The following is a 20,985-nucleotide window of genomic DNA, read 5'->3' as shown; positions in this document are numbered from 1 at the left end:
AGGGCCGGTAGACCACTACGCGCCAGAAAAGACGAAAGGGAGATGGGCCGGGTGAAGACTCTACTCATCGACAATTACGACTCGTACACGTACAACCTGTTCCAGCTGATCGCCGAGGTCAACGGCGAGGAACCGGTGGTGGTCCTCAATGACGCGCCGGCCGGCTCCGACCTGGATCTCCGGAATTTCGACAACGTCGTGGTGTCCCCCGGGCCGGGCCATCCGTCCGAACCGCGCGATTTCGGCATCGGCACCGCGCTGCTGGCCCGGTCCGGCATCCCGGTGCTGGGCGTGTGTCTCGGGCATCAGGGCATCGCGGTCGGTGAGCAGGCCCGGGTCGCGGCCGCGCCGCAGCCCCGGCACGGGTATCTCTCCACGATCACCCACGACGGCCGGGATCTGTTCCGCGGGCTGCCCCAGAACTTCACCGCGGTCCGCTACCACTCACTGTCCGTGCAGGGTCCGCTGCCGCCGGGTCTGGAGGGGACCGCCTGGGCCGAGGACGGCGTGCTGATGGGCCTGCGGCACCGCAGCCGCCCGCTGTGGGGGGTGCAATTCCATCCCGAGTCCGTCCTCACCGAGTACGGCCCGCTGATGCTCTCGAACTTCCGGGACCTTACTCGGGACCGGATACGGTCCGGCAGCCGGGACCGTACAGGGGACGGGGCACGGCGGAGCACGACGGGCAGGGCGCGGAGTACGGCCGATCCGGGGCCCCGCCGACGCGGCTACCGGCTGCACACCAGGGTGATCGACACCCACGTCGACACCGAAGCGGCCTTCACCTGGATGTGCGCCGACGCGCCCCGGGCGTTCTGGCTGGACAGTTCCCGGGTCGAGTCCGGCCAGTCCCGTTTCTCCTTCTTCGGGGACGGTACCGGCCCGCTGGCCGAGTTCGTACGTTACGACGTCCAGGCGGGAGGCTGCGAGGTCGAGCGGACCGGGCAGCCCGTCCGGCGGGTCCGGGGCAGCGTCTTCGACTATCTGAAGCGGCAGTTGGCCCAGCGCGAGGTGGACGCCTCCGAGCTGCCCTTCGACTTCACCGGGGGCTATGTCGGCTACTTCGGCTACGAACTGAAGGCCGACTGCGGCTCGCCCAACCGCCACCGGGCCGAAACCCCTGACGCCTGCTGGCTCTTCGCCGACCGGCTGATCGCTGTGGACCACCAGGAGGGGGCCACCTATGCCGTCTGCGTCGCCGAGGACACCCCGCGGGGGTTGCGGGAGGCCACCGACTGGCTCGACAGCGCGATCACCCAGCTGAGGTTCATACCGCCCGCTACCGAGGCCGCGCCACCGCCGCCGGTCGGCGCAGGGGACATCGACGCCGCCGAACCCTGGCTGGTCCGCGACCGTACGACGTATCTGGCCGACGTCGAAGCCTGCAAGCGTGAGCTGACGGCCGGCGTCAGCTACGAGATCTGTCTCACCAACACCGCCCGGCTGCCCGCGCCGCGCGACGCATTCGACTTCTACCGGTTGCTGCGCCGCTGCAACCCGGCGCCCTACGCGGCCTATCTGAAGTTCCGGGATGACGTCGAAGTGGCCTGCTCGTCCCCCGAGCGCTTCCTCCGCATCACCCGGGACGGCATCGCCCAGGCCAAGCCCATCAAGGGCACCGCGCCGCGCGGCGCGCGGCCGGAGGAGGACGCGCTCCTTCGGGCGTCGCTCACCACCGACGCCAAGACCCGGGCCGAAAATCTGATCATCGTCGATCTGCTCCGCAATGACCTGGGCAGGGTCTGCGAGACGGGGACGGTACGGGTTCCCCGGCTGATGGCGACCGAGGCCTATGCCACCGTGCACCAGTTGGTCTCCACCGTCGAAGGACGGCTGCGCGAGGACACGGACGCGGTGGACTGTGTTCGCGCCTGCTTCCCCGGCGGTTCGATGACGGGAGCACCGAAGCTGCGGACGCTGGAGATCATCGACTCGCTGGAGACCGAGGCGCGCGGCGTCTACTCCGGCGCCATCGGCTATCTCAGCTGCAACGGAGCCGCGGACCTCAACATCGTCATCCGCACCGCCGTGATCAGCGGCCGCGGTGACGGCGGGATGCGCCTCGGGGCGGGCGGTGCGATCGTCCTCGGCTCGGACCCCGCTGCCGAGTACGACGAGATGCTGCTCAAGACCGCCGCCCCGATGCGCGCCTACCGCGACCACATGGACCGCACGGCCGTCCCGGACGCCGTGCCCGCGGCACCCCTGGCAGAGGAGCCGGTCCGATGACGACGACCCCGCCCTGGTCCACGTCCCACTCCCCCGACCACTCCCCCCAGGTCGACACTGTGACCGGCACGCACGGCGAACCGATCGTCAGCGCGAGCAATATGGCGGGCCGTCTCGCCGCCCTGGCAGAGCATCACGGCTGGACCGACCTGCCGGCCTTCCACGAGGGCCACCAGGTCTGGACCCACGGCCAGGTGCACGATCTCGCCGCCCGTGCCGCCACCGTCCTCGCCGATCACGGTGTCCGGCCCGGCGACCGCATCCTGCTCGCGCTGCCCGACTCCCTCGCATGGGTGGCCGCCTTCCTCGCCACCGCCCGCCTCGGAGCGGTGGCGGCACTGGCCAACCCCGAACTCCTCCCCGCCGAGCACGATTTCATGGCGGACGACACCGATGCCGTGCTCTGTGTGACCGGCCCCGGCCTGGAGGACCGCTTCGCCGGACGGCACCAGCTCTGCGCCTACCAGTTGCTCGCGCTCGCCACCACCGCCACGCCGCCCGCCACCGCCCCCCATCCGACCGGGCCGCGCACCCCGCTCTACATCCAGTACACCTCCGGAACCACCGGCCGCCCCAAAGCAGTCGTGCACTGCCACGGCGACCCCGAGAACTATCACGCCTTCATCGGGCAGCGGCTGCTCCGCATCACCCCCGCCGATGTCACCCTGTCGGTGTCCAAGCTCTACTTCGCCTACGGCTTCGGCAACGCGTTCGCCTTCCCGCTCTTCTCCGGCTCCTCCGCCGTACTGGTGGACCGGCGGCCCACCCCCGCGGTCATCGACGAACTGACCGCCCGGCACCGGGTCACTCTGCTGTACTCCGTACCGTCGGCGTACGCCGCTCTTGTGGCCGACCGGGGAAGCGGGCACGCGGCCTGCTTCGCCTCGGTGCGCGCCGCCGTCTCGGCAGGGGAAAGGATGCCCGCCGGCCTCGGGCAGCGGGTCACCGAACTCCTGGGCGCGCCCGTCCTGGAACAGATCGGCTCCACCGAGGCCGGCCACGCCTTCTGCGCCAACCACCTGGACCACAACATCCCGGGCACGGTCGGCCGCCCGGTGCCCGGCTACGACGTGGAACTGCGGGACCCCACGGGACGCCCCGTCACGCACGACGGGGCGGAAGGCGAACTCTGGGTACGCGGACCGACGGTGACCCCCGGCTACCTGAACCTGCCCGAGGAGACCGCCCGCACCGTGGTCGACGGTTGGCTGGCCACCCGGGACCGCGCCCGCCGCGAGCCGGACGGCAGCTACCGCCACCTGGGCAGGGTGGACGACATGGAAATGGTCGGGGGGATCACCATGTCACCGCTCGAAGTGGAGGATGTGCTGCGGGCCCATCCGGCGGTAAGGGAGGTGGCCGCGGCATCCATCGCCGACGAGCGCGGCGCCACCCGGCTGCAGGCGTTCGTCGTCACCAACCCGAACGCGAACACGGACGCCGCCGACCTCGAGGACGAACTCCTCACCCTGGCGCGCAAGCACCTCGCCCCCTTCAAGGTCCCCCGGACCGTCACCGTCGTCCGGTCGCTCCCGCGGACACCGACCGGCAAACTCCGCCGCCACCTGGTCCGCCAGGGCACGTGGTGACCACCTCGGAAAGGAACAGCCACATGCGGCAGACCCTGCCCCCGCTCTCGGATCGGGGCTTCTATCCGGGGCTGATGCTCCGGCGAGCCGCCTCCCGGCACGGCAACGTCCCCGTCACCCTCGACCGGCCACTGGACGTGCAACCCGAAGCCGGGGTCGCCCTCAGCTACCCCGTACTCGCCGATCTGATCGACGATCTGTCCGCCCGGCTGTGGGCAGCAGGGATACGGCCGACCGAGCGCGTGGCCATCCACAAATCCGACAACCTCGACATCGTGCTGCTGACCTGCGCCGTGTCCCGTATCGGCGCGGTCCCGGCCCTCCTCTCGCCCGCTCTGGAGGGCGGGGTCGCCGGTGAACTGCTCGATCGGCTGCGGCAGCCGTGGCTGATCACCGACCGGGCCAAACTGGATGGGCCGCTGCACAACGTCGACCTGCCACATCTCGTACGAGAGGTGTTGTCCGTCGGCCCCGCCCCCGCTGCCACCGCGGGCAGCGTGCCCCTGGACATGTACGACGCCGCCCCGCCCCACGGACCGGTACGGCTGCACCCTCGCGAGCCCTCGCTCATCACTCACAGCTCAGGCACCACCGGCATCCCCAAACTGGCCGTGCACTGCGCGAACACGATGTGGAACCGCCTCATCCCCCAGAAGGCGATGGGCTGGCCGGCCCGCGGGGAGACCGCGGCCCTGCACATGTCCTTCGTCCACTCCCGCTTCTACCATCTGCTGGGCGTGCTGCTGCACTTCGGCAGCCCCCTGGTGATGATCGTCGATCCAACCCCGGCCGACGTGGGACCGCTGCTCGCCAGGCACCGCCCCGGTATCGTCGAGACCCACCCCAACACCTTCGTCCTGTGGGAGGAACTGGCCGACGCACCCGGCGAGCCGCTGTCCCGGGTCCGCTCGTACGGCAGCACCTTCGACGCCATCCACCCGCGCACCGTGCGGCGGTTACTCGGCGCTTCGCGCAGGCGCGCTCCGTGGTTGGTCCAGCTCTACGGGCAGAGCGAGACCGGACCTGTCGCCTTCCAGTGGTTCACGCGCCGCGGCGCGGCACGGGCGGACGGCCGCCGGGTGGGCACCGCGATACCCGGCTTCACCCGGATCCGGATCGTCGACGACAGCGCCGGAGGGCCCGGACGCGCCAGGCCAGGGGTGTCCGGCCGTATCGAGGCCCGCACCAGGGGCCGGATCCTCACCTATTTCGACGCCCAGAAGCAGTACGACGGTCAACTCCGCCGCGGCTGGTGGCAGATGGGCGACATTGGCTACAAGGACCGGTGGGGCCGCCTGTATCTGATCGATCGGGAGATCGACCGGATCGACTCCGTGAACAGCAATCTGGAGGTCGAGGACAAGCTGATGTCGCGCCTTGAGGAACTGCGCGAGGTCGTCATCGTGCCCGGCTCCGACCTCGAGCCGGTGCCGGTGGTGTGCGTACGGGGCGACCGGCCCCTCAACCCCCGGCGGTGGGAAGAGGCCACGGCCGATCTGCCCCCGATGGCCCCCCCGTTGCAGTGGCGGTTCGAGGAGCTGCCGATGACCTCCACCTGGAAGGTCAAGCGGGTGGAGATCACCCGCATGCTCACCGAGGGCGCGACGCTCCCGGTCACCGCCGACCCCAGCGGCCCGACGATCCCGGCCGGGGGCTGAGGTGTCCGGTATGTGCCTCCCCGTCATCGTGGTGGGCGCCGGGCCGGTGGGCATGGCGGCGGCGCTGGCGGTACGGGCACACGGGCTGCCGGTCACCGTACTGGAGACGGACCGGGCAGACCGGGAACGGCCGGGGAGCCGGGCGCTGTTCGTGCACCGGGAGACCCTTCGGCTGCTCGACGGGATGCGGCCGGGCCTCGCGGCAGAGATCACCTCGCACGGGCAGACCTGGCACACCAAGCGCACCCTGTACCGCGGCCGCGAGGTGTACGCGCGGTCCTTCGCCACGCCGTTGCGACCCCCGGAGTCTTCGGCGGCGTCGCCGTCGGCGGAAACCACCGAATCGACGGGTGGCCTGCCGCCCTTCACCAGCCTGCGGCAGGTCGACACCGAGCGTTTCCTGCTCGCCGCCTGCCAGTCCGCCGGAGTGGACTTCGTGTGGGGCGCGAAGGTGAACGGCGTGCGGGTCACCGATACCGATGCCGTACTGACCAGCGAGGACGGCCGCAGCTGGACCAGCAGCCGGGTCATAGCGGCCGACGGCGCCCGCTCGGCGGTGCGGAGGGAGCTGGGCATCCGTATGGAGGGCACCCGTTCGCGCGGGTTCCATGTCGTGGTGGACGTCGCCGAAACCCCCGGCGCCGAACTGCCGGTCGAGCGGGTGTTCCACTACGAGCACCCCGGTGTCGGCGGACGCAGCGTGATGCGGGTGCCATTCACCGGGGGCTTCCAGGTGGACCTCCAGTGCAGGGACGACGACCCACACGCGTCCTTTGGGACCAGGGATGCGGTACACGAGTGGCTGCCACGTGTCGTCGACGGTGACGGCCACGTCGACCGGATCCTTTGGGTGTCGACGTACCGCTTCGTGCGCAAGGTCGCGGCCGAGTTCACGGACCCCCGGCGCCGGGTGCTGCTCGTCGGCGAAGCCGCCCACCTCTTCCCGCCGTTCGGCGCCCGAGGCATGAACAGCGGTATCGCGGACGCCGCGGCGGCGGCGGAGGCCGTGGCCACCGGCACGCCGGAGGCAGTCGGCCGATTCGCCGCCGCCAGGCGTACGGCGGCGCTGTTCAACAGCGCCGCGGCCGGCGCGGCCCTGGAGCATCTGCGGCCGCGGCGTCGCATCGTACGGGCCAAGCAGCGTGCGGCGGCGGCACTCGCCCCCGTACTGCCCTGGTGCGGGCAGTGGCTGGAGCGTGCCCCCTACGGGCCCCGGCACGGATCGCCCGCGAGCGCGGGCCGGAAGTACTGAGACGACGGGGACGACGGGGACGACAAGGGAGGACGGAGGGGACCAAGATGACTGAGACGACAGCGGAACGCATCCTGATCTGGCGGCCCGGCCGTGGCCTGACCGCCGTGGAGGGCGAACCACCAGGAGGCGACAGGCTGCTGGCAGCCGACTCCTGGCTGGTCCGCGACGGCCGGGTGCGCGGGCTGGCCCGGCACCGGGAACGCTTCCGGTGTGCCTGCGCAGTGCTGGGCGGGCCGTCCGCCGGGCAACTGGACGAGTTCTGGCGGAGCATGACAGACGCGCTGCCCCGCACCGGAGCCTGGTTCCCGCGTGTCGAACTCGTTCCCGCGCCCGCCGCGCCACGGTTGCGGCTGCGGCTGCGGGTGGCGCCTGCGCTCGCATCGCGGGTACGGGTATGGGCGGCGGGGCAGCTCGACCCGCGAACCGTCCCCCGCCGCAAGGGCCCTGACCTGGACGCCCTTGCCGGAATCCGCCGCCGGGCGTCGGTGTCCGGCCAGGGGGCGGAGGAAGCGGTGCTGACCACCCCGTCCGGCGTGGTGCTGGAGGCGGCGAACTCCAGCGTGTTGTGGTGGGAAGAGGAGACCTTGTGCCTGCCCTCGCCGCAACTGCCGGTGCTGGCCGGGGTCACCGCAGGGTTCATCCTGGAGCGGGCGGGGCGGTCCGGGATCCGGATCGTCCACCGTGCGCGGTTCCTGGAGGAGTTGGACGGTCGCGAGGTGTGGCTGGTCAACGCCCTGCACGGAATCCGCCCGGTCACCGGCTGGACCGGGACACGGACAGGGGAGGAGATTCGGGCGGGACGACCGATGCGCGCGGGCCCAGCGCCGCACGCCGCCGAATGGCAGAAATGGCTGGACGACATCGCCGAGCCGCTGCAGACCGGCTGAACGCCGCCCTGGTCCGCGCGATCGGTCATTGATCCGACGCGCAAGAGATCGCGCCGATCCGACGGACATCGGCCCGGCGCGACATCCTCGTTTCCGCCTATTTCTGAACCGGCTGATAATTGCCGGGTTTCATACGGGTCGCTATCGCGATGCGGTTGTACGCATTGATGACGGTCGCCGCCCAGATCAGTGCCGCGACCTGAGCCTCGTCGAAGACACCGGCGACCTCCCGGTACACCGCGTCCGGCACATGCCCGTCGTGCACCTGGGTCACCGCCTCGGCCAACGCGAGTGCGGCACGCTCCCGTTCCGTGAAGAACGGAGTCTCGCGCCAGGCGTTCAGCGCATGGACGCGCTGCTCGGTCTCGCCCTTGGCGCGGGCGTCCTTCGTATGCATGTCGAGGCAGAACGCACAGCCGTTGATCTGTGAGGCGCGGATCCTGATCAGCTCCAGCAATTCCGGCTCGACCTTGGCTTCACCCGCCGCCGAAACAGCCGCGGCGTGCAGGGCACCCATTGCCGCGGAGACTTGAGGGGTGATTTCCTTGAGAGCCACGCGAGGCGGGCTTTCATCACTGTTCATGCATCGACTCTACTTGCAAAAAAAGCGCGCGACAGGACGGAACAAAGAAATTGGGTCTTCTTTGACACCCTGTCAATCATCATGCCTGTCGATCCGCGTCCGCCACCGCGCCGGCACCTCTTCGGCAGGCCAGGGCAAACCTCGCGGCCTCGACATGGTCGGCGGCGGTTTTGGAGTCGGCGTTCCCGGGCCGCAGCAGGCCGGGCCAGGACGCTCGCTCACCCGTGGTGGGTCAGGACGGCGAGGCGTCCTCGCCGCGAACCGAAGGGGCGGCGGTCGGCTCGGAGGAACCGCGGTGCCCGGTGAGATCGAAGCCCACGTCCACAACACCCTCGACGGCCCGGACCAGGCGCGCGGCCACGGGGACCAGGGACGTGTCCCGGATGCGGCCGCTGAGCGTCACGACTCCGTCCCGCACCGCCACGCGCACAGCTGACGCCGACGAGGGGAAGAGTGGGGCCACCACCTCCCGGCGGACTTCCTCGGCGATCTCCTCATCGTCGCGCAGGAACACCTTCAGCAGGTCGGCGCGGCTGATGATGCCCTGCAGCATGCCCACCTCGTCGACGACGGGGAGCCGTTTGACCTTGGCGTGTGCCATGGTCCGCGCGGCCTGGGCGAGCGTCGCGTCGGCGTGGACGGTGAGGGCCGGAGAGGTCATCAGCTCGTCGGCGGTGACCGCCCCGGCCTTCGCCAGGTCGGACAAGGGCCGAGACTGCGTGGACCGGTCGCCGTCGCTGTCGCGGAACTCCTCCTTGTGCAGCAGGTCCGCCTCGGAGACGACGCCGACGACCCGTCCCTCGCCCTCCAGGACGGGCAGGGCGCTGACCTTCCAGTCGTTCATCATCCGCACGATCTCCTTGAAGGCCGCGCCGCGGCCGATGGCGGCGACGGTCTGAGTCATCACGTCACTGACGATGTGCGGCGTGCCGTGCATCATGCCTCCCTGAAAGTCCGGTTACGGGCTCGTTCACCGCAGGCTGCCGCTGCCGTCCGGGCGTGAACCTGCCGCCCCCAGTGTCTCCCCCTCCCCTGCCCTCGGCCATGGGCCACCCGGCCCATGGCCGCGCCCGCCCGGGGCCGACGGGCCCAACGGCCCCATGCCATCAGGGACGGACGGCACCGTTGATGTACCTGTCGGACACTGCCCGCGCACACAGCGGACGACGAGCATCTGAAGTGAAACGCACGCGCGACAACAGGAGAGGACAACCGGCGATGACCGCAACCATGACTGGACCCCGGGCGGCGACCGAGGCCTGGCGAGGCTTCGCCGGCACGCACTGGCGCGACCACATCGACGTGCGCGACTTCATCCAGGCCAACTACACGCCATACGTGGGTGACGCGTCGTTCCTGGCCGGGCCGACCGAGCGCACGCTCGCCGTCTGGGGCAAGGTCGCCCGTCTGTTCCCCCAGGAGCGGCGCCGCGGCATCCTCGACGTCGACCCGGAACTGCCGTCCACCATCACCTCGCACCGGCCGGGCTTCATCGACCGCGACCGCGAGCTGATCGTCGGCCTGCAGACCGACGCCCCGCTCAAGCGCGCGATCATGCCCAACGGCGGGCTGCGGATGGTCGAGAACGGGCTGAAGGCGTACGGCTACCAGGCCGACCCCTTCGTCACCCGCGTCTTCAGCACCTACCGCAAGACCCACAACGACGGCGTCTTCGACGCCTACACCCCCGAGATGCGGGCCGCGCGCAAGGCCGGCATCATCACCGGACTGCCCGATGCCTACGGCCGCGGCCGGATCATCGGCGACTACCGGCGCGTCGCGCTGTACGGCACCGACCGGCTCGTCGAGGCCAAGCAGGCCGAACGGGCCCGGCTGGACGCGCGGCCCTCCAGCCCGGACGTCATCCGCGACCGCGAGGAACTGGCCGAGCAGATCCGGGCGTTGGGCGAGCTGACCGAGATGGCGGCCTCCTACGGCTGCGACGTCTCCCGCCCCGCTGCCACCGCGCACGAGGCGGTGCAGTGGCTCTACCTCGGCTTCCTGGCCGCTGTGAAGGAGCAGAACGGCGCCGCGATGTCGCTGGGCCGCACCTCCACCTTCCTGGACGTCTACCTCCAGCGCGACCTGGACGAAGGGCTCATCGACGAGACGCACGCCCAGGAGCTGGTCGACGACTTCGTCATCAAGCTGCGGATCGTCCGGTTCCTGCGCACACCCGAGTACGACGCCCTGTTCTCCGGCGACCCGACCTGGGTGACCGAATCCATCGGCGGCATCGGAACGGACGGCCGGCCCCTGGTCACCCGCACCTCCTTCCGCTTCCTCCAGACCCTGTACAACCTCGGCCCGGCCCCCGAGCCCAACCTGACCGTGCTGTGGTCGCCGCGGCTGCCCGAGGGCTTCAAGGAGTTCTGCGCCCAGGCCTCCATCGACACCAGCGCCATCCAGTACGAGTCCGACGACCTGATGCGCCCGCGCACCGGCGACGACACCGCCATCGCCTGCTGCGTCTCCGCCATGGCGGTGGGCAGGCAGATGCAGTTCTTCGGCGCCCGCGTCAACCTGGCCAAGGCGCTGCTGTACGCGATCAACGGCGGCCGGGACGAGATGTCCGGCGAGCAGATCGCACCCGAGATGCCCGCCCTGACCGGCGAGTACCTGCATTACGAGGAACTGTCGGCGGCGTACGACCGCATGCTGGACTGGCTGGCGGCCACGTACGTCAACGCGCTCAACGTCATCCACTACATGCACGACAAGTACGCCTACGAGCGCATCGAGATGGCCCTGCACGACCACCCCGTGCACCGCTTCATGGCCTGCGGCATCGCCGGCCTCTCGGTCGCGGCCGACAGCCTCTCGGCCGTCAAGTACGCCCGCGTGAAGGTCGTCCGGGACGAAACCGGGCTGGCCGTCGACTACGAGGTCGAGGGCGGGTTCCCGGCGTACGGCAACAACGACGACCGCGCCGACGCGCTCGCCGCCCACCTGGTGGAGTCGTTCATGGCGAAGGTGCGCAAGCACCCCGCCCACCGGGATGCCGAGCACACCCAGTCGGTGCTGACCATCACCTCCAACGTCGTGTACGGCAAGCACACGGGCAACACCCCCGACGGCCGCCGCGCGGGCGCCCCGTTCGCGCCCGGTGCCAACCCGATGAACGGCCGCGACCGGCACGGCGTGGCCGCGTCGGCCCTCTCGGTGGCCAAGCTCCCCTACGAGCAGGCCCGCGACGGCATCTCGCTCACCACGACGATCACCCCCGAGGGCTTGGGGCACGACCCGGCCGAGCGCGCGGGCCACCTGGTCGGCATCCTGGACGCGTACATGGCCTCCGGCGGCTTCCACATGAACGTCAACGTCCTGGACCGGGCGACGCTCGAGGACGCCATGGAACACCCGGAGAAGTACCCCGAGCTGACGATCCGGGTGTCCGGATACGCGGTCAACTTCGTCCGCCTGACCCGCGAGCAGCAGCTCGACGTGATCAGCCGCACCTTCCACGGATCGCTGTGAACACCGCTGTCGAGCCGGTCACGGGCCGCATCCACTCCTGGGACCTGTCCACGGGAGTGGACGGCCCCGGGACCCGGTTCGTGCTCTTCCTCAGCGGCTGCCCCCTGCGCTGCCTGTACTGCGCCAACCCCGACACCTGGCACATGCGTGACGGCAAGCGGGCCACCGTCGACGAGGTGATGGCCGAGATCGCCAAGTACCGGGCCTTCATCTCCACCGCCGGCGGAGGGGTGACGCTCACCGGCGGCGAAGCCCTGCTGCAGCCCGCCTTCACGGCCGCCGTCCTCCGCCGCTGCAAGGAACTCGGCCTGCACACCGCCCTGGACACCTCCGGCTTCCTCGGCCCCCGCGCGAGCGACGAACTGCTCGCCGACACCGACCTGGTGCTGCTCGACATCAAGTCCTTCGACGTCCGCACCTACCGGAAACTGACCGGCGGCGGACTCTCCCCGACCCTCAACTTCGCCACCCGCCTGGACCGGCTCGGCCTCCCGGTGTGGATCCGCTACGTCCTGGTGCCCGGCTGGACCGACGACCCGGCGTCCGTCGACGGGCTCGGCGCGTTCCTCGCCGGGCTGGGCAACGTCGACCGGGTGGACGTTCTGCCGTTCCACAAGCTCGGCGCCCACAAGTACGACGCGCTGGGAGTCCCCTTCCCCCTGCGCGACACCCCCACGCCGGCCCCGGATCTGGTCGAGCGGGTACGCGAGCAGTTCCGCCATCACGGCCTGCGGGCGTACTGACCAGGACATACGCAGCCGAACGCGGGAGGGCACGGACATGACCGATCGTCATGTCCGTGCGCGTGGACGGCTCCCTGGCTCGGCCGCCATGACGACGGGGAGTTGCCTGCGTCGATGGCGTCGGCGCCGTAGGGCGGCGACCGCACCGGACGCGGCGTCGCGTCCGGTGCGGGAGGTCGGGGCCGCCCCCTCGGGGTAGGACACTGCGCTACGTCTGCCGACCGCCCTTCGCCTTCTCGGCCGCCGCGTTCTCTGCCGCGGCGACTTCGCCCTGCTTTCCCCGGGTGCCCGCACGGCCGTAGTACGCCGTGCGCATGATCTCCTCCATGTCGTCGAGCATGGGCATGCGCGGGTTGGCGGGTGCGCACTGGTCCTCGTAGGCGTTGAGGGCCTGCTGGGGCAGGGCGTGGAGGAACGCACGCTCGTCGATGCCGAGGGCCTGGAACGACGGCTCGATGCCCACGGCGTCGCGCAGCCGTTCCACGGCGCGGGCGAGGGACTCGACGCCCTCGGCCGGGGTGGCGGCGGGCAGGCCCAGGGTGCGGGCGATGTCCTGGAAGCGTTCCGGGGCGCGGTAGTCCTCGTACTTGGGCCAGCCCGTCAGCTTGCTCGGGACCGTGCCGTTGTAGCGGATGACGTGTGCCAGCAGCACGGCGTTGGTGCGGCCGTGCGCGATGTGGAAGGTGGCGCCGAGGGTGTGGGACATGGCGTGGACGATGCCGAGGAAGGCGTTGCCGAAGGCCATGCCCGCGATGGTGCCGGCGTTGTGCATCTTCGCCCGCGCCTCGGCGCTGCCCGCACGGTCGTTCGCCGCCGCCTCGATGTTCTCGAAGGTCAGGCGGATCGCGTGAAGGGCGAGGCCGTCGGTGAAGTCGTTGGCGTAGACGGAGACGTACGCCTCGATGGCGTGGGTGAGGGCGTCGAAGCCGCTGTCGGCGGCCAGCGCCGACGGCAGATCGGCGGTCAGCAGCGGGTCGACGATGGCCACGCTGGGGGTGAGCGCGTAGTCCGCGAGCGGGTACTTCTTCCCGGTGGCGGGGTCGGAGATGACCGCGAACGGGGTGACCTCGGCTCCGGTGCCGGAGGTGGTGGGGATGCACACGAGCCGGGCCAGCTTGCCCAGGACGGGGAAGCGGAAAGCGCGCTTGCGGATGTCGGAGAACTTCTGCCGCATGTCCGCGAAGTCCAGGTTGTTGCCGGCGGCCTCCTGCTCGTACAGCAGCCACATCACCTTGGCCGCGTCCATCGGCGAGCCGCCACCCAGCGCGATGATGGTGTCCGGGCGGAAGTCCCGCATGAGGCGGGCGCCGCGCTGCACGGAGTCGATGCTGGGCTCGGGCTCGACGTTGTCGATGATCTGCAGTGTCACCGGCTGGGGGCGGCGTTGCAGGACGCGGGAGACGCGGTCGACGAAGCCGAGGCGGGTCATGGTCGCGTCGGTGACGATCGTGACGCGGTGGACGTCCGGCATGTAGGCGAGGTAGCGGATGGCCTGCGGCTCGAAGTAGATCTTCGGCGGGACCTTGAACCACTGCAGGTTGTTGCGCCGGGTGGAGACCCGCTTGACGTTCAGCAGCTGGGCGGCGGAGACGTTGTTGGACACCGAGGTGCTGCCCCAGGAGCCGCAGCCCAGGGTGAGCGAGGGCAGCAGGCCGTTGTAGATGCCGCCGATCGCACCTTGCGAGGAGGGGGAGTTGACGATGACCCGTACGGTCTTCATCCGCATCCCGTACGCCTCGGCGAGCTCGCGGTCCTCGGTGTGGACGACGGCGCTGTGGCCCTGGCCGTGGAAGGCGACCATGTCGGCGGCCAGGTCGAAGCCCTGCTGTTCGGAGTCGGCGCGCAGTACGGCGAGGACCGGGCAGAGCTTCTCGCGGGTCAGCGGCTCGTCCGGGCCGACCCGGTCGGCCTCGACCAGGATGAGCGAGGTCTCGGCCGGCACGGTGAACCCGGCCTGCTCGGCGATCCAGGCGGGGCTCTGGCCGACGGCCGCCGCGTTGACCTTGGGTTCGCAGCCCTTGTTGGACATGTCCGCGGGGAAGAGGAGTGCCTCCAGCTTGGCCTTCTCCTCGGCGGTGGCCAAGTGGGCGTGCAGGGTGCGGAATTCGGCGAGAGCGGCGTCGTAGATCTCGGAGTCGAGGATGACGGCCTGCTCGGAGGCGCAGATCATGCCGTTGTCGAACGACTTGGACAGCACCAGGTCGTTGACGGCCCGGCGCAGCTTCGCGCTCTTGTGGACGTAGGCGGGGACGTTGCCGGCGCCGACACCGAGCGCGGGCTTGCCCGCCGAGTAGGCGGCCTTGACCATGGCGTTGCCGCCGGTGGCGAGGATCAGCGAGACGCCCGGGTGGCGCATGAGCGCGTCGGTCGCCTCGATGGACGGGGTCTCGATCCATTGGACGCAGTGCTGCGGGGCTCCCGCGGCGACGGCGGCGTCGCGCACGATCCGGGCCGCCTCGACGCTGCAGCGCTGAGCGGAGGGGTGGAAGGCGAACACGACCGGGTTGCGGGTCTTCAGCGCCATCAGCGCCTTGAAGATGGTGGTGGAGGTCGGGTTGGTGACCGGGGTGATCGCGCACACCACCCCCACCGGTTCGGCTATCTCGACCATGTCGTCGATGTCGTCACGGGCGATGACGCCGACGGTCTTCATTCGGCCCATGCTGTCCGTGACGTGCTCGCACGCGAACATGTTCTTGGCCGCCTTGTCCTCGAAGACCCCGCGTCCGGTCTCGTCCACCGCCAGGCGGGCCAGCGCGGTGTGCTGGTCCAGAGCGGCAACCGAGGCCTTCTTGACGATGTGGTCGACCTGCTCCTGGTGGAGGGCTTCGTAGTCGGCGAGCGCCTTGAGCCCGTTCGTGACCAGTCGGTCCACCGCGATGGCGGTCTGGGACGGCGGGCTGCCCGGGGTGGCGGCGCGGGTTCGGACGTCGTGTCGGGTCATGGGAGAGTGCGCCTCCGTCGTCGAGGTCGTGAGCCGGAAGACCGGCGGCGTGCCGTGCGAGGAGCGGCAGCGCGGGGTGATCGGTACCGCTCCTGCCACCACCGTCTCGCACGCCAAGGCCGCCATGCAGGCGCCAAAGGTCCCTGCCTTCGCCCGACCGGCCCTGGGTCACCGGGGCCGGTCGGGCGCCCGACGGCGAGGTCGCCGGTGCGGGTGTCCGACAGCACCGGTGAGCGGCCGAGTGTCCCGCTCATCCGGATGTCGGCGTGTCCGTGGGCGTGTTGCGGCCGACCGGGGCTTCGGGCGACTGCCCGCCGCGCCAGGGCGGGGTGACCAGCCGGTGGGCGGCGCTCCCCCCGTGGGCCGCGCGTTCCACCTGACGGCGCAGCCGGTCCTGCAACCGGTCGGTGACCTCCTGGCTGGTGGCCTCCTCAGCGTGAACGACCACGACGCGGGTGCCCACCCGAAGGTCCGCCACGGCCGACCACGGGTGCTCGGCGTGATGGGCCGCCGCCTTGGCGATCCTCACCTCGCCGGTGACAACCGGCAGCCCCGGCCGGTTCACGACGGCGTCGATCTTGGAACGGGCGTACGCCAGGGCCCCCTCACTCACCTCGCCTTCCGCCCGCACCTGGACAACGGCGGCAATGCCGCGAGCTCCAGCGTTCCTGCCGGTCATGCCGACCACTCCTTCGTGTTGTCGCTGTGTGCCGGCTCCAGCCTTTCGCCGAGAACGACCGAGCCCCCAGGGCCGATCGGGCCCGGCGACAGGGCCATGAGGGCCTTTCGTGATCACGGCCCCCGTCAGGGGCGGGCCCGGCACCGGGTCCGGGTGCCCCGGCGCGTTCGCCGTGGCCGGGCGCAGCACAGTACGGACGGCGGACCCGCCTGGCGGCGGGCGTCGGCGAACGCCTTGGCGTCCGCAGGGTCCGCAGGGTCCGCGACCATCGGTGCCATCGCCTCGAGCCGTACCGGCCGGCCCGAGGCCGCCGTGGCCGGAGCCCGCAGCCGCGAGTGGAGCACGCCGGGGTGGTCACCAGCGTGCGCAACCCGCGCACGCCCAGCGCCGGGTTCGGCTCGTCGGCCGGGGTGAGGAAGTCCAGCGGCTTGTCCGCGCCCGCCTCCAGCGCCCGCACCACCACGCGGACTTCCGGAAACGTCTCGGACACCTTCCGGTACGCCGCCACTTGGCGCTCCTCGGACGGCGCCTGCCCGCCGTCGTCGAGGAGAGAGGAACACGGTGCGGAACAGGCCGACGCCCTCGGCTCCCGCCACGACGGCGGCGGGCACGTCCGCCGGGCAACGCCGACGTTCGACGGCAGCGGGGCCCGGTGTCCGTCCGCGGTGGCTCCGGGGCCGGAGGCGGAGGCCAGGGCCGCCGCGTGGGCGGCCATCTGACGCCTCCTGCTCCGCCCGCGTGCGGGCGTCCGGCTGACGGAACACCTCGCCGGTGGTGCCGTCCACCGCGACGACGGCCGCGCCCTGCGGGCGGTGGACGGGGTTTTCCCCTCCAGGCCTCTCCGGGGGGTGTCACCGGCTGTCGCTGTCCTCCGTCCCCTCCAGGGCGGCCCGTCCGGCCTCCAGGCGTGCGACCGGGACGCGGAAGGGTGAGCAGGAGACGTAGTCGAGCCCCGCGGCGTGGAAGAAGTGCACCGAGTCCGGATCCCCGCCGTGCTCGCCACAGACGCCGATCTTCAGCTCGGGCCGTGCCGCGCGGCCTTCGGCAACGGCGATCTGGACCAGCCGGCCCACGCCCGCCCGGTCGATCGCCTCGAACGGCGAGGTGGCGAAGATGCCCTTGTCGAGGTAGGCGGAGAAGAACGCCGCCTCCACGTCGTCACGGGAGAAGCCCCAGGTGGTCTGGGTGAGGTCGTTGGTGCCGAAGGAGAAGAACTCCGCCTCCTCGGCGATCCGGCCCGCGGTCAGGGCGGCCCGGGGCAGCTCGATCATCGTGCCGACCGGGCAGTGGACGGGGATGCCGGACTCCGCGGAGACCTCGGCCAGGACCCGTTCCACCTCTTCCCGCTCGATCCGCAGCTCCTCGACGGCGCCGACCAGCGGCACCATGATCTCCGCCTCGGGGAAGCCCCCGGCCCTCGTGCGCTCCACGACCGCCTCGGCGATGGCCCGCACCTGCATGGCGACCAGTCCCGGGACCACCAGGCCCAGGCGCACGCCGCGCAGGCCCAGCATCGGGTTCTCCTCGTGCATGCGGTTCACGGCCTCGAGCAGCTCGGTGTCGTGCGGGTCCGGCACGTCGCCCCGCGCTTCGGCGGTGGCGATGCGCACGGCGAGGTCGGTGCGGTCCGGCAGGAACTCGTGCAGCGGCGGGTCGATGAGCCGGACGGTGACCGGCAGGCCGTCCATCGCCTCCAGGATGCCGACGAAGTCCTGCCGCTGCAGCGGCAGCAGGGCGTTCAGCGCCTCCTCGCGCTCGGTGTCGTTCCGGGCCAGGATCATGGCCTCGACCAGCTTGCGGCGCTCGCCGAGGAACATGTGCTCGGTGCGGCACAGTCCGACGCCCTGCGCGCCGAACCGGCGGGCCAGGGCGGCGTCCTCGGGGGTGTCGGCGTTCGCCCGTACCTCCAGCCGTCGTACGCCGTCGGCCCGCTCCATGGCGCGGGCCACGGACTCGACCAGGCCGGCCGATCGCTCGCCCGTCTCGAAGTAGCGCATCACCGTGGAGTCGACCAGCGGTGCCGCGCCCAGGTACACGCTGCCGTCGAATCCGTCGGCGGAGACGACGGTGCCCTCCTCGACGACCGTGCCGTCACGGGTCGTGAAGCGCCGGGCCTCGGTGTCCACCAGGAGCTCCTCGGCACCGCACACGCACACCTTGCCCATGCCACGGGCGACCACGGCCGCGTGGCTGGTCTTGCCGCCGCGGCTGGTCAGCACCGCCTGGGCGGCGATCATGCCGGGCAGGTCGTCGGGGGTGGTCTCCTGGCGCACGAGGACGACCTTCTCGCCTGCGGCGGCTCGGCGGACGGCCTCGGCGGAGTCGAACACCGCGGCGCCCACGGCCGCACCCGGTGAGGCCGGAAGGCCGTGCGCCAGGGCGTCGCCGACAGCAGAGGTGTCGAAGCGGGGGAACATCAGCCGGGCCAGGCCGTCGCCGCTGACGCGGGCCAGGCCCTCGTCGGGGCTGATGAGGCCCTCGTCGACGAGCTCGGCGGCGATGGCGAACGCGGCCTCGGCGGCGCGCTTGCCGACCCGGGTCTGCAGCATCCACAGCCGGCCGTGCTCGACGGTGAACTCGATGTCGCACAGGTCCCGGTAGTGGGTCTCCAACGTCCGCATGTGATCACGCAGTTGGGCGTACGACGTCGGGTACCGCTCCTCCAGCTCGCGGATCGGGACGGTGTTGCGGATACCCGCGACGACATCCTCGCCCTGCGCGTTGGGCAGGTAATCGCCGTACAGGCCGGGTTGTCCGGTGGCCGGGTCGCGGGTGAAGGCGACACCGCTGCCGGAGTCGGGGCCGAGGTTGCCGAAGACCATGGTCTGCACGTTGACGGCGGTGCCCAGGTCCTCGGGGATGTGTTCGCGGCGGCGGTAGAGGCGGGCGCGCTCGCCGTTCCAGGACTCGAACACGGCCAGCACCGCCCGGCGCAGCTGCTCGGCCGGGGACTGCGGGAAGTCGTCGCCGGTCTCCTGGCGGATCAGCTCCTTGTACGCCTCGACGAGCCCGGCCAGGTCCGCCGCGTCCAGGTCCAGGTCGCTCGCTGCGCCACGGGCCCGCTTGATGTCGCCCATGACGTGCTCGAAGCGCGCGGTGTCCACGCCCATGACGGTGGAGCCGAACATCTGCACAAGGCGGCGGTACGAGTCCCAGGCGAAGCGTTCGTTCCCGGAGGACTTCGCCAGGCCGAGGACCGATGCGTCGTTGAGGCCGATGTCGAGGATCGTCTCCATCATGCCCGGCATGGAGAAACGGGCCCCTGAGCGGACGGACAGCAGCAGCGGGTCGTCCGGCTGCCCCAGCCGCCGCCCGGCGGTCTGCTCCAGGGCGGTGAGGTGATCGGAGATCTCGCGGGCCAGGCCGTCCGGCTCGGCGCCGGTGTCGAGGAAGACGCGGCAGGCTTCGGTGGTGACGGTGAACCCGGGCGGCACCGGCAGGCCCAGCAGGGTCATCTCGGCCAGGTTGGCGCCCTTGCCGCCGAGCAGGGCGGCCATGTCGCGGCCGCCCTCGGTGAACGCGTACACAAAGCGGTCCATGACGGTGCTCTTCTTCCGACGTCGGGGGAAGTTCGAAAAGGTTCGGCCGTGCGCCGGGTGGCGACTGCGCTCGGCGACGCCACCCGGCACTCCAGTGTCGAACGGGCCCCGGCGCGCGACCCCCGACCGGACGTCCCGATGTGGGGGCCGGTCGGCCCTCGGTACGTGCGGAACGCGGCCTCTACGTGGCCGCCACCAACGGCCTGCGCGGCTCGGCCCCCGGTACGTGCGGAATGCGGCCCTCGGTCGTGCGGGACGACCGCGACGGGGCGGCCGCGTGGTGCGGCACGGCGTGGGTGACCGGCCCGATCCGCATGCCGAGCGTCGGCCGGTGGACCCGCGGGCCGACCACCACAAGCCCGGCCTGTGCGGCGGCCTGCATCCCGGGACATACGGCGCAGGGGCTGCGGCTCCAGGGTCCGATGGTCCTCCTCCGCAGCACATGGCCCGGCCGGGAGGGCGGGACCTCCGCAAGCAAGCTGACGAAGGCCCTGGCCGTACGAACCGGGATCGCGCAAGATCTCCGGTAGGCAGGAACCGGTGCGCCCAGGGTGCGCATCCCGGTGCGGAGTCACACGGCGCGGACGAAGGAGCTTCTCATGGCGGACGGCACACGGCCCGGACCCGACAACCCGATCCGGGTCTTCCTGCTGGACGACCACGAGGTGGTACGACGCGGGGTGCACGACCTCCTCAACGACGAACCGGACATTACCGTGGTCGGCGAGGCCGCCACCGTCGAACAGGCCCTGGCGCGCGTACCCGCGCTGCGCCCCCAGGTCGCGGTGCTCGACGTCCGCCTGCCCGACGGCGACGGCATCACCGTGTGCCGGGAACTGCGCTCCCGCCTACCGGAGCTGGCCTGCCTGATGCTGACCTCCTTCGACGACGAGGAGGCCCTGCTCGACTCGATCATGGCCGGCGCGGCCGGCTACGTACTGAAGCAGATCCAGGGCTCCGATCTGGTCTCCGCCGTCCGCACGGTCGCCGCGGGCCAGTCCCTGCTCGACCCGAGCGCCACCACCCGGCTGATGGCCCGCCTGCGCCACGACCAGCAGAAGGAAGAAGAACCGGACGCGCTGCCCGGCCTGACCGACCGGGAACGCGAGATCCTCGCCCTGATCGGCGACGGCCTGACCAACCGCCAGATCGGCCAGCGGCTCTACCTCGCCGAGAAGACGGTGAAAAACCACATCTCCCGGCTGCTGGCCAAGCTGGGCGTGGAGCGGCGCATCCAGGCCGCGGTCATCGCCACCCAGGCCCAGGACCGGCTCAAGCACGACGGTCACTGAACCCGGGACAGGGACGGGCCGCGCGGGACCGAACGTCCCCCGGCTCGCCCCCGTACGGCCCAAGCCCGATCCCCTCCCCGGCCCGCAGGCTGGCAGCGCACACCAGACGT

14 protein-coding genes and 1 pseudogene are annotated in these 20,985 nt (G+C 71.2%); 8 read left to right on the top strand and 7 right to left on the bottom strand.

Annotation, left to right across the window (positions count from 1 at the left end; genetic code table 11):
- Window positions 1-51: 51 nt before the first annotated feature.
- The 5 genes from pabB to IEY86_RS28060 all read left to right on the top strand — a co-directional run bounded on the left by pabB (window position 52) and on the right by IEY86_RS28060 (window position 7,618).
- On the top strand, window positions 52-2,229 hold the full coding sequence (pabB, locus tag IEY86_RS28080; RefSeq protein ID WP_189134685.1) for an aminodeoxychorismate synthase component I: 2,178 nt from the start codon (window positions 52-54) through the stop codon (window positions 2,227-2,229).
- A 101-nt stretch (window positions 2,230-2,330) separates the two neighbouring features.
- Window positions 2,331-3,818 (top strand): AMP-binding protein, encoded by a 1,488-nt coding sequence (locus tag IEY86_RS28075; protein ID WP_229698832.1) that lies wholly within the window; start codon window positions 2,331-2,333, stop codon window positions 3,816-3,818.
- Between the two features lie 23 nt (window positions 3,819-3,841).
- Window positions 3,842-5,476: a class I adenylate-forming enzyme family protein gene (locus IEY86_RS28070; protein WP_189134683.1), complete on the top strand. Its 1,635-nt coding sequence runs from the start codon at window positions 3,842-3,844 to the stop codon at window positions 5,474-5,476.
- Between the two features lie 10 nt (window positions 5,477-5,486).
- Window positions 5,487-6,728 carry an FAD-dependent monooxygenase gene (locus IEY86_RS28065; RefSeq protein ID WP_189134682.1) on the top strand — a complete coding sequence of 414 codons (1,242 nt, stop codon included), beginning with the start codon at window positions 5,487-5,489 and terminating at the stop codon, window positions 6,726-6,728.
- Between the two features lie 47 nt (window positions 6,729-6,775).
- The gene (locus IEY86_RS28060) at window positions 6,776-7,618 is read left to right on the top strand and encodes an aminotransferase class IV (protein WP_189134681.1); all 843 of its coding nucleotides are present in this window, start codon (window positions 6,776-6,778) and stop codon (window positions 7,616-7,618) included.
- Window positions 7,619-7,715: 97 nt separating this feature from the next.
- On the opposite strand, the gene IEY86_RS28055 is transcribed toward IEY86_RS28060, so the two are convergent.
- Complete coding sequence (locus IEY86_RS28055) at window positions 7,716-8,201, bottom strand: carboxymuconolactone decarboxylase family protein (RefSeq protein ID WP_189134680.1); 486 nt, start codon at window positions 8,199-8,201, stop codon at window positions 7,716-7,718.
- 232 nt (window positions 8,202-8,433) lie between these two features.
- Window positions 8,434-9,138, bottom strand: a complete 705-nt coding sequence (locus tag IEY86_RS28050) for a CBS domain-containing protein (RefSeq protein WP_189134716.1) — start codon at window positions 9,136-9,138, stop codon at window positions 8,434-8,436.
- Window positions 9,139-9,419: 281 nt separating this feature from the next.
- Between IEY86_RS28050 and pflB the strand changes: the two genes are divergently transcribed.
- Together pflB and pflA are read left to right on the top strand one after the other, a co-directional pair.
- Window positions 9,420-11,678, top strand: coding sequence for a formate C-acetyltransferase (pflB, locus tag IEY86_RS28045; RefSeq protein WP_189134679.1), 2,259 nt, complete (start codon window positions 9,420-9,422; stop codon window positions 11,676-11,678).
- Window positions 11,675-12,421 (top strand): pyruvate formate-lyase-activating protein, encoded by a 747-nt coding sequence (pflA, locus tag IEY86_RS28040; RefSeq protein WP_189134678.1) that lies wholly within the window; start codon window positions 11,675-11,677, stop codon window positions 12,419-12,421. Before pflB ends, pflA begins: the two co-directional genes overlap by 4 nt.
- Before the next feature lie 208 nt (window positions 12,422-12,629).
- On the opposite strand, the gene adhE is transcribed toward pflA, so the two are convergent.
- The 5 genes and pseudogenes from adhE to IEY86_RS28015 form a co-directional block, all read right to left on the bottom strand.
- Window positions 12,630-15,365 (bottom strand): bifunctional acetaldehyde-CoA/alcohol dehydrogenase, encoded by a 2,736-nt coding sequence (adhE, locus tag IEY86_RS28035; protein ID WP_189134677.1) that lies wholly within the window; start codon window positions 15,363-15,365, stop codon window positions 12,630-12,632.
- 250 nt (window positions 15,366-15,615) lie between these two features.
- The gene (locus IEY86_RS28030) at window positions 15,616-16,044 is read right to left on the bottom strand and encodes a hypothetical protein (RefSeq protein ID WP_189134676.1); all 429 of its coding nucleotides are present in this window, start codon (window positions 16,042-16,044) and stop codon (window positions 15,616-15,618) included.
- 203 nt (window positions 16,045-16,247) lie between these two features.
- Window positions 16,248-16,838, bottom strand: a pseudogene (locus IEY86_RS28025) (putative PEP-binding protein); the annotation flags it as partial.
- Window positions 16,839-16,895: 57 nt separating this feature from the next.
- A complete protein-coding gene (ppdK, locus tag IEY86_RS28020) occupies window positions 16,896-19,583 on the bottom strand; it encodes a pyruvate, phosphate dikinase (RefSeq protein WP_189134675.1) in 2,688 nt (895 codons plus the stop codon).
- A 181-nt stretch (window positions 19,584-19,764) separates the two neighbouring features.
- The gene (locus IEY86_RS28015) at window positions 19,765-19,965 is read right to left on the bottom strand and encodes a hypothetical protein (RefSeq protein ID WP_189134674.1); all 201 of its coding nucleotides are present in this window, start codon (window positions 19,963-19,965) and stop codon (window positions 19,765-19,767) included.
- A gap of 217 nt (window positions 19,966-20,182) precedes the next feature.
- Between IEY86_RS28015 and IEY86_RS28010 the strand changes: the two genes are divergently transcribed.
- Entirely contained in the window at window positions 20,183-20,875 is a 693-nt protein-coding gene (locus IEY86_RS28010; protein ID WP_189134673.1) for a response regulator, read from the top strand.
- The last annotated feature ends 110 nt before the right edge of the window (window positions 20,876-20,985 follow it).

Source organism: Wenjunlia tyrosinilytica (genome assembly GCF_014646055.1).
GTDB lineage: Bacteria > Actinomycetota > Actinomycetes > Streptomycetales > Streptomycetaceae > Wenjunlia > Wenjunlia tyrosinilytica.
The sequence above is the reverse complement of the archived record's forward strand: the minus strand, read 5'-3'. Positions and strand labels throughout refer to the sequence as shown.